General features: G+C 57.9%; 14 protein-coding genes. 4 read left to right on the top strand and 10 right to left on the bottom strand.

All coding sequences use genetic code 11. The features are described from left to right. Positions 1–211: 211 nt before the first annotated feature. Both CFII64_RS14650 and CFII64_RS14645 read left to right on the top strand, forming a co-directional pair. Positions 212–667, top strand: a complete 456-nt coding sequence (locus CFII64_RS14650; RefSeq protein ID WP_020291575.1) for a hypothetical protein — start codon at positions 212–214, stop codon at positions 665–667. A gap of 208 nt (positions 668–875) precedes the next feature. After that, entirely contained in the window at positions 876–1,253 is a 378-nt protein-coding gene (locus CFII64_RS14645; RefSeq protein WP_020291574.1) for an SCP2 sterol-binding domain-containing protein, read from the top strand. 146 nt (positions 1,254–1,399) lie between these two features. On the opposite strand, the gene CFII64_RS14640 is transcribed toward CFII64_RS14645, so the two are convergent. From CFII64_RS14640 to CFII64_RS14595, 10 genes are all read right to left on the bottom strand, one after another. Continuing rightward, entirely contained in the window at positions 1,400–3,361 is a 1,962-nt protein-coding gene (locus CFII64_RS14640) for a DUF4105 domain-containing protein (RefSeq protein ID WP_020291573.1), read from the bottom strand. Continuing rightward, positions 3,358–3,678 (bottom strand): DUF2388 domain-containing protein, encoded by a 321-nt coding sequence (locus CFII64_RS14635; protein WP_020291572.1) that lies wholly within the window; start codon positions 3,676–3,678, stop codon positions 3,358–3,360. The genes CFII64_RS14640 and CFII64_RS14635 overlap by 4 nt, the downstream gene beginning before the upstream one ends. Before the next feature lie 39 nt (positions 3,679–3,717). After that, positions 3,718–4,023, bottom strand: a complete 306-nt coding sequence (locus CFII64_RS14630; protein ID WP_044901413.1) for a DUF2388 domain-containing protein — start codon at positions 4,021–4,023, stop codon at positions 3,718–3,720. A gap of 103 nt (positions 4,024–4,126) precedes the next feature. Continuing rightward, positions 4,127–4,444 (bottom strand): DUF2388 domain-containing protein, encoded by a 318-nt coding sequence (locus CFII64_RS14625; RefSeq protein WP_020291570.1) that lies wholly within the window; start codon positions 4,442–4,444, stop codon positions 4,127–4,129. A 362-nt stretch (positions 4,445–4,806) separates the two neighbouring features. Continuing rightward, on the bottom strand, positions 4,807–5,022 hold the full coding sequence (locus CFII64_RS14620) for a DUF1127 domain-containing protein (protein ID WP_020291569.1): 216 nt from the start codon (positions 5,020–5,022) through the stop codon (positions 4,807–4,809). A 319-nt stretch (positions 5,023–5,341) separates the two neighbouring features. Then, entirely contained in the window at positions 5,342–6,835 is a 1,494-nt protein-coding gene (locus tag CFII64_RS14615) for an acetyl-CoA hydrolase/transferase family protein (protein WP_020291568.1), read from the bottom strand. Between the two features lie 183 nt (positions 6,836–7,018). Next, on the bottom strand, positions 7,019–8,464 hold the full coding sequence (locus CFII64_RS14610; RefSeq protein ID WP_020291567.1) for an NAD(P)(+) transhydrogenase (Re/Si-specific) subunit beta: 1,446 nt from the start codon (positions 8,462–8,464) through the stop codon (positions 7,019–7,021). After that, positions 8,461–8,784: an NAD(P) transhydrogenase subunit alpha gene (locus CFII64_RS14605; protein WP_003438157.1), complete on the bottom strand. Its 324-nt coding sequence runs from the start codon at positions 8,782–8,784 to the stop codon at positions 8,461–8,463. Before CFII64_RS14605 ends, CFII64_RS14610 begins: the two co-directional genes overlap by 4 nt. 11 nt (positions 8,785–8,795) lie before the next feature. Further along, positions 8,796–9,917 (bottom strand): Re/Si-specific NAD(P)(+) transhydrogenase subunit alpha, encoded by a 1,122-nt coding sequence (locus tag CFII64_RS14600; protein WP_020291566.1) that lies wholly within the window; start codon positions 9,915–9,917, stop codon positions 8,796–8,798. 415 nt (positions 9,918–10,332) lie between these two features. Beyond that, a complete protein-coding gene (locus CFII64_RS14595) occupies positions 10,333–11,253 on the bottom strand; it encodes a LysR family transcriptional regulator (protein WP_020291564.1) in 921 nt (306 codons plus the stop codon). Between the two features lie 159 nt (positions 11,254–11,412). Between CFII64_RS14595 and CFII64_RS14590 the strand changes: the two genes are divergently transcribed. Together CFII64_RS14590 and CFII64_RS14585 are read left to right on the top strand one after the other, a co-directional pair. Next, positions 11,413–12,594, top strand: coding sequence for an acyl-CoA dehydrogenase (locus CFII64_RS14590; RefSeq protein ID WP_020291563.1), 1,182 nt, complete (start codon positions 11,413–11,415; stop codon positions 12,592–12,594). Positions 12,595–12,605: 11 nt separating this feature from the next. Continuing rightward, on the top strand, positions 12,606–13,829 hold the full coding sequence (locus tag CFII64_RS14585) for a CaiB/BaiF CoA-transferase family protein (protein WP_177325424.1): 1,224 nt from the start codon (positions 12,606–12,608) through the stop codon (positions 13,827–13,829). Positions 13,830–13,921 lie beyond the last annotated feature (92 nt).

Here is a 13,921-nt window from a genome sequence, read left to right as displayed (position 1 = left end):
TTTGTAAATCAACTACTCGCTACTCATATTTTTCCTACTTTATGTCAGGAGTTTTCGAGTTTTGTCTGGGTATTACCGTGTCAGAAATTTCCCTACAACTAAGTATTGGGGACTACGCGATCATCGGAATTTTCCGACTTTTTAAAATTTCTTATTCCCTTAAAGTTCCGCCGCTGTTGATAACCCCTAAAAAACTACCCAGGAAAGTGTTATGAAAAAGCTATGGATGTCTGCTGCGATTGCGACCTTGATTGCGACCACCAGCGGCTGCGTCAGCTACAACATGAGTCAGCCAAGTGCGCCGCTGGAAGGCGTTGTCAAAAGTGATCTGAAAGCAGACGTCAAGGTTGGCGAGTCCATCAGTGGTCAATCGTCTACCAATATCCTGTTCAACTTCTTTGCCTTCGGTGGCGATACTCAGTTCGCGGACGGTGTGGTGTATGGCGCTGGCGGCAGTGGTGGCGGTGCATTGGGCGGCCTGGGCCTGCCAATCCCTGATCCGGTTGCACAGGCGAAGGCAGCAGCGGCCTACAAGGCTGTGAAGTCTTCGGGCGCTGACCTGATCGTTGCGCCTCGCTATGAAGTGAACATCAAAGACTACTTCATCTTCAAGAAGGTCGACGTCAAGGTTACTGGCAACAAAGGCAGCATCAGCAGCATCCGCTGATTCCTGTTTGATCCGTTGAACCCCCGGGCAAGCGCCATTCTTTCTCAGCATGGCGCTTCGCTTGTCCCCGCAAACAGTGACCGATCAGTCACGTTATTGCCGCGATCTTCGCCGAACAGGAATGCATATTCCTGCTGAAGTGCGTCATGCGAACCGCTACACTGCTGCGCCGGTTGCTCCGACCGGAACTCTCAACCGAGGCAGTGTCATGAAGTTTCGTTTTCTCCTCTGGATGCTGGGCCTGTTGATGTCTCGGGCCAGTCGCAGCAATCCTGCGTTTCAACAACAGTTGGCCGGCAAGGCCCTGACGTTTCAGCTGCAAACCTTCGATGGCAAAGTGGCGCGGCATTTCGTGGTCAGTGACCAGCGCATCAGCAGTCGTGCCGGTACCGTTGCGGAACCCGCGTTCGCCATTTGTTTCAAGGATGCGGCGTTCGGCTTTGCCACGATGCAGGCCAGCAACAAGCAGCTGGCTTTCATGAAGGGCATTCAGGATCAGGATATCCAGATCAAGGGCAATCCCGGTCTGGTGATCTGGTTTCAGGGCTTGATGAAGTATCTCAAGCCGAAAAAGAAGAAGGTTTAGCAGGTGCTCGTTTCTGTAGGACCGGCTTTAGCCGGGAGTGGGCTAGATTGATCGCGAGAGGGTTGCCTGACACGACTCGTTGCCAGTGCTGCCGCCCTCGCGAATAAATTCGCTCCTACAGCATTCAGCATTTCGTCTGCAAACACTCAAGGCAACTCCAGCCCGCCCGCCGCTTTGTGCAGTGCGCGCAGGTGCTCGCCCAGTTGTTTGAGGTTGGCTTCGTTGGCGGCTATTTCGGCGGCGCGTTCGGGTTCGAGCAGGGCGCGGACTTCTTTATCCAGGTCACCGCTCAGGCGTTGCAGCTGCTTCTGGCGCTGGCCGCTTTCATCTTCCAGTCGCTTCCATTCCGCTGCTTGCGGCAAGCCATAGCCGCCACTGTCCAGCAGTTCCGCCGGTCGACTCAGGAAGCCGCTGCTGGCGAGGATCTCCTGCAGCGTCTGGGTGGCTTTGGAGACGCTGCCGTCTTTTTGTTCGCGAGCGCTCAGGTAGCGTTGCTTGACTTCATCCTGAGCGGTCAGCAATTGCCGACGCAGGCTGGCTTGTTCAAGCAGCAGCATTGCCGCGCTGCTTTGCAGATCGGCTTTGGCGAACCACGGCTTGCGTTCCTCGGCGGGCAGCGACAGCCAGTCTTCAACGGTGGTCTGTTTGATGGGCAGGCGTTTGCGCACGACTTCGAACATCGCTTGATAGCGGTCGCGGTAGGAGTCAAAACGATAGCCTCGGCGCAAGGCTTCCTTGGGATCGTCCAGCACACTGGTGTCGGCCAGGCCGCGACCTTTCAACACTTCCAGCAAGCCATTGGGCAGGATGCTGTCCAGATCGCCAAGCCGAGGATTGTGGGTGCCACTGCGCAGCAGCTTGAGGTTTTCCACGGCGCAGTTATTGGAGATGAAGAAGTAATTGCCGTCGTAGCTCCAGTGCATTTCCGCCGCGTGTTGCACCAGCCCGTCGATCTCCGGGCGGGACAGTTTGAGCGGCACTGATGCCAGGCTGCGCAGTTCGGTTTTGGTGTATTCGTCGATGACCTGGCCCAACGGCAGGACGAACAGCCGCGACGGGTAAGCGCCCATCAAGCCATCCCAGCTCGACAACTGCACGTCGCCAACGAAAGCGCGATAGGACAACACCAGATGCTGGTCCAGATCCAGTCGGCAGTCGGGCCCGCGCGGGCGACCCGGTTTGCAGATCACCAGACGCAGCATGCTGTGGCCCCAGCGACTCATCATGTTCTGATTGGCTTCGGCCAGCAGGTAATCGACCTCATAGACGCGCTCGGGATCAAGCTTGCCCAGCGGCTGGCGACCGAAGTCGCTGCCGGCGTTCAGGTAGGGATAAAACGTCGGGCAGGCGTCTTTCGCTTTGGGTGCCCAGCCGAAGTGTTGCTTGTAATACTCGTACAGGGCCGGGCGGCGGCAGGCGTAGGCCGGATCAAGCAGGAAATACTCCATGTTGACCGCGACGAATTCCAGCGGGCTGGTGGTTTCGTAAATGTCCGGGCTGCGTGCGACCTGGCCATTGTGCTGTTCGCGCTCGCCTCGGCGGCCCACGTATTGCGGCCAGCCGGCAAGGTCCAGCAGGCGCGGGTCGTCGCTGAGGGTGAAGCGTCGATCGGTTTCGCCCCGGCAGTCTTCCGGCAGGCCGACTTTGCCCAGGGTGTTGCTGCGTCGCGAGCATTTGATAATCAGCGAGCGTTGTGGGGCTTGCCAGAGTCGCGCGCGATCATAAATGTGAGTCAATTCATGCAGCACAGTCGCGAGCATTTCGTTGCGCACGGTGCCGTGGGGTCGATTGGTTTTCGCGGTGGCAGCCGAACCGTCAGTGAGGCCGGCCAGCAGACTGCTGTTGAGGTCCAATCGATAAGGCCCGGACGCCTGGCCATAGGCGTTGGCCGGCATGTCGGCGGACCAGCGCACTTCGACGCGCCGATCCAGATCGCGGACAAAGCTCGGCGGCAGCGCGAGCAGCGCTTCGTCGAGCAATGTCTGGGTCGCCTGCTGTTGCGCAGGGCTGAGCCCGTCAGCGGTCAGCGACAGGTTCAGGCTGGCTAAGGCGCTCGTGGCGGTCAGCGACAGGGCGCACGCCAACAGCCAGGCACCAAGGTGCCTCACAGTGCGAGGATGGCTTCGGCGAGAACCTGGTCGCTGGCATTGCGGGCTTCGGGAACGCGGGTGCGCAGCATGTCGAAGGCGGCTTCAAGTTGCGCGCCATGGATATCGCCACGGCTGGCAACGTAGCTGGCGGCATCATCTTTCGCTTCGACGACGAGCTTGGAGTCGCGCACCGAAGTGGTGGTGTCCGACGTGAAGTCGATAGTGCGGGCAAACGCGTTGACGATGATGTGACTGGTCTGTACGACGGTTTCAGCCTGGGCAACGTTGGTCAGCAACAGCAGGCCCAAAGTGGCGGCAATCAGCGGGGTACGCATGAAACGTCTCCAAAAAAAATGCAGAAGAGTAGAAAGCGGTTATTGGACGAGGATTGCCTGCGCCAGTTCAAGGTCGCTGGCACGAAGTTTTGGCTGGGTCTGACGCAAATACAGCAACGCCGACTCAAGCTGTGCTCCTCGCAGTTGGCCATCAGTGGCGATAAACACTGCAGCGTCATCCTGGGCGGCAATTATCAGCTTGTTGTCGAACGGGCCGGTCGTCACCTGGCTGGTGGCATAGCCACTGATCACCAGGCTTTGCGTGGTCGTATCGAGCGCCTGGGCCGGGGCAGCCCAGATCATGATCGCCAAAGGCGTCAGCAATTGAAGTGGCAGTAAACGCATAGTCTTGAAAACTGGCGAAACGAGGCCCAAGGCTAGCGCAATGGCCGTTCCAGAGCCAGCCCGGCAGATCGACACATCAGCGTCGACCGCCGTCGCAACGTCATCAGATGGTCAGGATCGCTTGAGCCAGTTGGGCGTCGGTAGCGTCCAGTTGCGGAGCCAGTTGACGGATATGCTGGAAGGCGCCTTCCAGCTGAACGCCACGGATCTCGCCAGCACTGGCAACAAAGCTTGCCGCGTCATCGCGAGCGGCGCGCACGATCTTGTCATCTTTGAAGGAAGAGGAAATGTTCGAAGTGGCGTTGGTGGAAGCATCCACTGCACGCACGACCGCATCCGTAGTAACGACAAAGCTGGAAGCGCTTGCGCTTGTTGCGGCGGCCAGCAGGACTACAGCGCTGAGCAAACGTAGGCGGGACATGGTGAAACTCCATTGGTAAGGAAGTGCGGGTGTTTGGGTGCACATGAAACCAGGCCAGAGAGTTGACTCATCAAGCGTGGCCGTAATAACCCTTAAGCCTATCCCAGCAATCGCACCTGTGCCATCGCGGCGGATAGCCGGTGACTGATCGACGGAACTGTACAGGTGGTTATTAGCTTATATCAAACTGTACCTGTTCAGGACGCCTTCCCGGACAAGTCCGGTCCTGCCGAATCTGTGCAAAAAATCCCGGGCCCTGAAATGACAAAACCCGTCGGCAGTTACCTGCGACGGGTCTTGTATGTAGCAATTCGGGTTGCTGGTGAGAGACCTTGGAAGGTCAGGGACCAGCGTGCGCTAAATTAGCGCCAGAACGGCTTGCTCAGCTCTTCGTAGCGTTGCGACTCGCTGATACCAGCATCAGCCAGCAAACGCGAATCCAGGCGAGCCAATTGGTGGCGGCTGGAAAGGCGACGCTGCCAGAGCATCAGGTTAGCGAATGCGCGCATCGGCCATGCAGCTTGAGCGGTAGTAGCGGTGTTTTCGTAGAACATGTCGGAACTGACTGTACGTTCCATGGTGTGACTTCCTTCCGCTTGTGGCGGGTTTAGATAGTGGCTTGACTGGTGCCAATCTTCCTCTCAGTTGGCCAGTCTCAGTAGACACAGTTCACTTGTATTGTGAGGGTTCAGTTAACTGTTTAGAGGCACTGTTTTGTTCGTAAATGGGGCAACTGTACCGGTCAGCACCTAAATGGTGCATTTTGTGCGTCAAAGTAGTGAAATTGACGTTTTAGGGCTGGAAAAGCACCGGTACAGAAGTACAGTTTTTCAAGTTATGGCCATTTCAGTTTTCAGGCGGGCGACAAATTGTATTGTTCACCCGCAACTGTTTGCGTCAAACCGGCAGCATGCTGCCGGTTTCATCCAGCCTGAAGTGCCAACTTAGTGCTTCGCGCAGCACATGAGGGGTGTGTCCGCCCTTGGCGCAAGCGGCATCGAAGTAGGCGTTGAGCGCGGCGCGGTAGGCTGGGTGCACACAGTTGTCGATGATGACCCGGGCGCGTTCGCGAGGTGCCAGGCCGCGCAGATCGGCCAGGCCTTGCTCGGTGACCAGAATGTCCACGTCGTGCTCGGTGTGATCCACATGGCTGACCATCGGCACGACGCTGGAAATGGCGCCGCCTTTGGCAATCGACTTGGTGACGAAGATTGCCAGATGGGCGTTTCGCGAGAAATCGCCGGAGCCGCCAATGCCATTCATCATGCGTGTGCCGCACACGTGAGTGGAGTTGACGTTGCCGTACAGATCGAACTCAAGGGCAGTGTTGATGCCGATGATGCCGAGGCGACGGATGATTTCCGGGTGGTTGGATATTTCCTGAGGACGCAGCACCAGACGCGACTTGTAGCGGTTGAAGTCGGCGAAGACTTCGGCGTGTTTGCTGGCCGACAAGGTCATGGAGCTGCCGGAAGCAAAACTCAGTTTGCCGGCGTCGAACAGTTCGAAGGTCGAATCCTGCAACACCTCGGAATACATGGTCATGTCGTGAAACGGCGAATCGACCAAGCCGTGCATCACGGCGTTGGCGATGGTGCCGATCCCGGCCTGCAACGGCATGAGCTTGTTGGTCAGGCGGTCTTCGCGCACTTCTTTCTTGAAGAACTCCACCAGGTGATTGGCGATGGCCTGGGTGTCGGTGTCCGGCGGCAGCACAGTGGAGGGCGAGTCGGCCTGATTGCTGATGACGATGCCGACGATTTTTGCCGGGTCGATCTGCACGGCGGTGCTGCCAATACGCGTATCGGCATTGAGTACCGGGATCGGCAAACGGGTCGGGCGATAGCTGGGTATATAGATGTCGTGCAGGCCTTCCAGCTCCAGCGGCTGGGCGAGGTTGATCTCGACGATCACTTCTTTGGCAAGAATCGCGAAACTCGCGGAGTTGCCCACCGAAGTGCTCAGGACCAGATGGCCTTCCTCGGTGATTGCCACGCATTCGATCACGGCCAGGTCCACAGCCTTGATCTGCCGGTTGCGCAGTTGCTCGACGGTGTCGGACAAGTGGCTGTCGATGAACATGACCGAGCCATCGTTGATGGCCTTGCGCAGTGTGCTGTCGACCTGAAACGGCATGCGGCGCGACAACACGCCGGCTTCAGTCAGCTGTTTGTCCAGGTCGTTGCCCAGGCTGGCGCCCGTCATCAGGCTGATCTTGAGCGGGAAGTCTTTGGCGCGTTCGGCCAGTGCCTTGGGCACCGCCTTGGCTTCACCTGCACGGGTGAAACCGCTCATGCCGACGGTCATGCCGTCCTGAATCAAGGCTGCGGCATCAGCCGCGCTCATCACCTTGCTCATGAGCGAAGGCAAGCGGATACGGTCACGGTACATTGGATTCTTATCTCGGGGGTGGAAGCGAGGACCCAGTTTAGTGAGTTGGGCGTTTTTCGTCCCGCTACCAAGGTCGCATCTGGAGGCTCTAATTAGCGGGTTGCAACGCAAAACACTGTTACATGGAATGTAAAAAGCCCCAGCCGACTCGCGAACTGGGGCTTCGAAAAGCGCGTTTGGAGACTACGCGTTGTCGACCGCCTTCACCATGTCCTCGATCACCTTTTTGGCATCGCCGAACACCATCATGGTTTTATCCAGATAGAACAACTCGTTGTCCAGACCGGCATAGCCGCTAGCCATCGAGCGCTTGTTGACGATGATGGTCTTGGCCTTGAACGCTTCCAGAATCGGCATCCCGGCGATGGGCGATTTGGGATCGTTTTTCGCCGCCGGGTTGACCACGTCGTTGGCACCGAGCACCAGCACCACGTCGGCCTGGCCGAACTCGGAGTTGATGTCCTCCATCTCGAACACCTGGTCATAAGGGACTTCGGCTTCGGCCAGCAGCACGTTCATGTGGCCGGGCATGCGTCCGGCAACCGGGTGAATCGCGTACTTCACCGTGACGCCGTGGTGAGTGAGTTTTTCCGTCAGCTCTTTAAGCGCATGTTGCGCCCGTGCCACTGCCAGTCCGTAGCCGGGCACGATGATCACGGTGTCGGCATTGGTCAGCAGGAAGGTCGCGTCGTCGGCCGAGCCGGACTTGACCGGACGCGCTTCCGTGGCGCCCGCCGGGCCGGCAACGTCCTTGGCCCCGCCGAAGCCGCCGCCGATCACATTGAAGAACGAACGGTTCATCGCCTTGCACATGATGTACGAGAGGATTGCCCCGGACGATCCCACCAGCGAACCGGCAATGATCAGCATCGAGTTATTCAGCGAAAAACCGATACCCGCCGCCGCCCAGCCTGAATAGCTGTTAAGCATCGAGACCACGACCGGCATGTCTGCGCCGCCAATCGGGATGATCAGCAGCACACCGATCACGAACGCCAGCGCCAGCATCACGGCAAAGGCGCTCAGGTTGCCGGTGAACATGAAGATCAGGCCAAAAAACAGCGTGGCCAGGCCCATCACCAGATTGAGTTTGTGCTGGCCGGCGAACTGTACCGGTGCGCCTTGAAACAAGCGGAACTTGTACTTCCCCGAAAGCTTGCCGAACGCGATCACCGAACCGGAGAAGGTCACTGCGCCGATAGCGGCGCCGAGGAACAACTCCAGGCGATTGCCCGTGGGGATCGCATCACCCAGGTTAGCCACAATGTTCAGGGATTGCGGCTCGACCACTGCAGCAATGGCGATGAACACCGCAGCTAGGCCGATCATGCTGTGCATGAATGCAACCAACTCCGGCATCTTGGTCATCTCCACGCGCTTGGCCATGATCGAGCCAGCGGTGCCGCCTACCAGCAAGCCAATCAGGATGTAGCCGATGCCGGCGCTGGTGTTGGACAGCGCCGCCAGTTTGTAGACCAGGCCGATGGTGGTGATCACCGCCAGCCCCATGCCCAGCATGCCGAACAGGTTGCCCCGGCGTGATGTGGTCGGATGAGAAAGACCCTTGAGCGCCTGAATGAAGCAGATCGCAGAGACCAGATACAGCACGGTGACGAGATTCATGCTCATGGCTTGCGCACCTCTTCCTTGGCTTTAGGTGCTTTTTTCTTGAACATTTCCAGCATGCGGCGGGTGACTAGAAAGCCACCGAACACGTTGACGGCGGCCAGCGCCACGGCCAGCGTGCCCATGGTTTTGCCCAGCGGTGTAACGGTCAGTGCGGCGGCCAGCATGGCGCCGACGATGACAATGGCCGAGATCGCGTTGGTCACGGCCATGAGCGGGGTGTGCAATGCGGGTGTGACGTTCCAGACCACGTGATAACCCACGTAGATCGCGAGAACGAAGATGATCAGGTTGTAGATACCTGGGGAGATCAGCTCTTCCATTATTTTTATCCTTAACCGTTCTTGCGGATAACTTGGCCGTCGCGGCACATAAGGCACGCGACGACAATGTCGTCTTCGAGATTGATGTGCAGTTGCCCGTCCTTATCGAACAGCAGCTTCATGAAATCCAGCAGGTTGCGGGCATACAGCGCGGACGCGTCAGCGGCGACCATCGCAGGCAGGTTGGTGTGACCGACGATAGTCACGCCGCTCTCGACCACGACTTGATCAGCAACCGTCAGCGGGCAATTGCCGCCTTGCGCGGCGGCCAGATCAATGACCACCGAACCGGGCTTCATTTGCGCCACTGTTTCAGCACTGAGCAACACCGGAGCCTTGCGGCCCGGAATCAGAGCGGTGGTGATAACGATGTCCGATTGTTTGGCGCGCTCATGTACGGCAACGGCCTGGCGCTGCATCCAGCTGGCAGGCATCGGGCGCGCATAGCCGCCAACCCCGACCGCGCATTCGCGTTCTTCGTCGGTTTCGTACGGCACATCAATAAACTTGGCGCCCAGCGATTCGATCTGCTCTTTCACGGCCGGACGCACATCGGACGCCTCGACCACCGCACCCAGACGTTTCGCCGTCGCAATCGCCTGCAAGCCGGCCACACCAGCACCCAGCACCAGAACACGAGCGGCCTTTACGGTGCCGGCGGCGGTCATCAGCATTGGCATGAAGCGCGGATAGTGATGCGCGCCGAGCAGCACGGCTTTGTAACCGGCAATGTTGGCTTGCGAGGACAGCACATCCAGGCTTTGCGCGCGGGAAGTACGCGGCGCCGCTTCGAGGGCGAAGGCGGTAATGCCTTGCGCGGCCATCTTGCCGATGGTTTCGCTGTTGAAGGGGTTGAGCATCCCGACCACGATCGCGCCGCTCTTTATATGCGACAGCTCGCTATCGTTGGGGGCTGCGACCTTGAGCAGCAACTCGGCGCCCAAGGCATCACTGAGCGTACCAATAGTGGCACCTGCAGCTTCATAGGCGCTATCCGGGACACTGGCGTTTAGGCCTGCTCCACTTTGCACCGTGACGCGGTGGCCATGACCGATCAATTTCTTGATGGTTTCCGGGGTTGCAGCTACCCGCTTTTCACCCGTTTGGGTCTCGAGAGGAACGCCAATATGCACGTGAAGTCTCCTGCGTGATCTTTTTATAGTTCTCAATGAGTCGAGAGCGCCAGAGCGGTACTTTTAGCTGCCGATCAGCACGACCCAGCCGAACAAGGGCGGGCGCGGCATTTTGCAGGCGAAGTTCGGTCTCTTCAACAGATTCTGTAATGAGACCATAAATTAACTACAAGTCATCCTGTGACCTAATGTCGCAACGATCGACTACAGCCCTTTATATACGGGGCTTTAAGGGAAAATAGACGATTTTTTCGAAGTTGATGATTTAAAAATTAAAAAAGATCAAAAGTTGCCTTGAACAGGCCTGCAGCCCTTGTATTCCGGCGGTTTATGGCTGCTATTCCTGGCGGGAATACAGTTTCAACAAGGCGACATAAGTTTATATATGTAGTTGTTGCTATCAAGCACTACATATTCAGAGTGTCTGTGGAACCCCTGATTTCATTAGCTCGTAAGCTTTTGCCTGTTCTATCAGCCAGTCTCGAAATGCGCGTAAAGAGGCCGATTCGGCTTTTCGCACAGGAATCATCAAGTAGTAAGCCTTGATACTCGACAGCGCGTAGGTGTTGGCAATCACCAGGCGCTGTTCGGCCAGCTCTCGCTGGATCAGGAAAGGCGGTATCAGCGCGACCCCCATTTCGTGAATGGCCGCCTGGGCGAGCATCGAGAAGAGTTCGTAGCGCGGGCCTGTCATGTCCCGTGGGACGCTGAAGTTGAGCCCGCCGAACCACTGCCGCCATGCATAGGGCCGAGTGGTTTGCTGCAGTAGCGGCAGCTCGGCTATTTCGTCCGGGGCGAGGTGGGCTCGGTCATTGAGCAATGCCGGGCTGCACACCGGCATGGGATTTTCGCCCATCAAACGATAGGACTCGGTACCCGGCCAGTCGGCATCGCCAAAATAAATCGCCGCATCGAACTCGGTATCCGCGAAGAGAAAAGGGCGCGTGCGGTTGGTGAGATTGACCGTCACTTCAGGATGAAGCTTTTGGAAATCCTTGAGCCGTGGCAGTAGCCATTGAGTGCCGAAAGTGGGCACGACCGCCAGTTCGATGACATTCGTCCCTTGCTGGCCCATGACTGACAAGGTGTCCCGCTCGACCGCGTCCAGTTGCATCGCCACGCGTCGACTGTAGGAAAGGCCCGCTTCTGTCAGCTTCACCCCGCGCCGCGAACGTCGGAACAATTCCACGCCGAGGAAAGACTCAAGGCTGCCGATCTGTCGGCAAATAGCGCTTTGGGTCAGTGAAAGTTCTTCAGCGGCCTTGGTAAAACTCTCATGGCGTGCAGCGGCTTCAAAGCTGACCAAGGCGGCAGTACTGGGTATTTTGCGGCGCATGTTCGTAGCACTCACTAATCAGCAATGAATATTGAGGGTTGAGCAATCTCGGAGTGAGAAATTAGCACAAGAGTATGCGAAATCCTCGTTTGTGACGAGGCTGCTGCGGGTCTAGGATCAATGCACAACACATCTGCATGACTGAGTGAGGGTTTTTTCATGGGTGCCAAGGCAAGCTTCAACTGGATCGATCCACTGCTGTTGGATCAACAGCTCACTGAAGAAGAGCGCATGGTGCGCGACAGCGCTGCGCAGTTCGCCCAAGGCAAGCTGGCGCCCAGAGTCCTCGAAGCATTTCGTCATGAGCAGACCGATCCGGCGATTTTCCGCGAGATGGGTGAAATCGGCCTGCTGGGCGCCACGATTCCTGAGGAATACGGCGGTAGCGGCCTGAATTACGTGTGTTACGGATTGATCGCTCGGGAAGTGGAGCGCGTGGACTCCGGCTATCGTTCGATGATGAGTGTGCAATCCTCGCTGGTGATGGTGCCGATCAACGAGTTTGGCACCGAGGCGCAAAAACAGAAGTATCTGCCCAAGCTCGCTTCCGGCGAATGGATCGGCTGTTTCGGCCTGACCGAGCCCAATCATGGCTCGGACCCTGGCGCGATGATCACCCGTGCCAGAAAGGTTGAAGGCGGTTATCGGTTGTCGGGCAGCAAGATGTGGATCACCAACAGCCCGATTGCCGATGTCTTCGTGGTCTGGGGTAAAGACGACGCCGGTGACATCCGCGGTTTCGTTCTGGAGAAGGGTTGGTCCGGACTGAGTGCTCCGGTGATTCATGGCAAGGTCGGTTTGCGTGCGTCCATCACTGGCGAAATCGTCATGGATAACGTGTTTGTGCCCGAAGAGAACATATTCCCGGATGTGCGCGGCCTTAAGGGCCCGTTCACCTGCCTGAACTCGGCGCGCTATGGCATTTCCTGGGGCGCACTGGGCGCAGCCGAATTCTGCTGGCACACCGCTCGGCAATACACGCTGGACCGTCATCAGTTCGGCCGCCCGCTGGCGGCTAATCAGCTGATCCAGAAAAAGCTCGCAGATATGCAGACTGAAATCACTTTGGCATTGCAAGGCTGCTTGCGTCTGGGTCGTATGAAGGATGAAGGCACCGCTGCCGTGGAGATAACGTCCATCATGAAGCGCAACTCCTGCGGCAAGTCCCTGGATATCGCGCGCATGGCTCGCGACATGCTCGGCGGTAACGGGATCTCCGATGAGTTCGGTATCGCGCGCCATCTGGTCAACCTGGAAGTAGTGAATACCTATGAAGGTACGCACGACGTTCACGCGCTGATTCTCGGGCGCGCGCAAACCGGCATCCAGGCGTTCTATTAATAGAGGGGCCGATCATGGGTGCGCTTTCACACATAAGGGTGTTGGATCTGTCGCGGGTTTTGGCCGGGCCCTGGGCCGGGCAGATCCTGGCGGACCTCGGTGCCGAGGTTATCAAGGTCGAGCGCCCCGGCAATGGGGACGACACGCGCGCCTGGGGGCCTCCTTTTCTAAAGGACGCCGACGGCGAGAATACCAGTGAGGCGGCTTATTACCTCTCCGCGAATCGAAACAAGCAGTCAGTCACCATCGACTTCACCCGACCTGAAGGTCAGAAACTGGTGAGGGAGTTGGCGGGCAAATCCGACATCGTGATCGAGAACTTCAAAGTCGGCGGCCTGGCTGCATACGGCCTGGATTACGAGTCGCTCAAGGCAATCAATCCGCAGCTCATCTATTGCTCGATCACTGGCTTCGGACAGACTGGGCCTTATGCCAAGCGCGCCGGCTATGACTTCATGATTCAAGGCCTGGGTGGGCTGATGAGTCTGACCGGGCGGCCTGAGGGTGATGAGGGGGCGGGGCCGGTGAAGGTTGGTGTTGCGCTGACGGATATTCTGACCGGGCTGTATTCGACTACGGCGATATTGGCCGCCTTGGCGCATCGTGATCAGGGCGGCTCGGGGCAGCATATCGATATGGCATTGCTGGATGTGCAGGTGGCTTGTCTCGCCAATCAGGCCATGAACTATCTGACCACAGGGACGGCGCCACAACGGTTGGGTAACGCGCATCCAAATATTGTGCCGTATCAGGATTTTCCGACCGCTGATGGCGACTTCATCCTGACGGTGGGCAACGACAGCCAGTTCCGCAAGTTTGCCGAGGTCGCGGGCCAGTCGCACTGGGCGGACGATCCGCGTTTCCTTACTAATAAGCTGCGAGTCGCCAATCGGGCGCAGCTCATTCCGCTGATTCGCCAGGCGACAGTGTTCAAGACGACTGCGCAGTGGGTTAGCGAGCTGGAGGTCGCCGGGGTGCCTTGTGGGCCGATCAATAACCTTGCGCAGGTGTTCGCTGATCCGCAAGTTCAGGCGCGTGGGCTCGCGATAAGCCTGCCCCACGCGCTGGGTGGGAGTGCTCCTTCGGTTGCCAGTCCGATCCGGCTTTCTGAAACACCTGTCGAGTATCGCTATGCGCCGCCTTTGTTGGGCGAGCATACGTCCGAGGTGCTGCAGGCTGTATTGGGGCTTGATCCGGCAGAGGTCTGTCTTCTGCGTCAGGCGGGGGTCTTGTAGTTCTTCTATATATAGCAGGAGCGCGTTTTTAAGGCGGTTATAAGCTTTTTTGCAGAAAGCCTGAATTAACGGTTGACGGCCTCTCGAATCTG

Source organism: Pseudomonas sp. CFII64, from assembly GCF_000416235.1.
In the GTDB taxonomy this organism is placed as follows: domain Bacteria; phylum Pseudomonadota; class Gammaproteobacteria; order Pseudomonadales; family Pseudomonadaceae; genus Aquipseudomonas.
The sequence above is the reverse complement of the archived record's forward strand: the minus strand, read 5'-3'. Positions and strand labels throughout refer to the sequence as shown.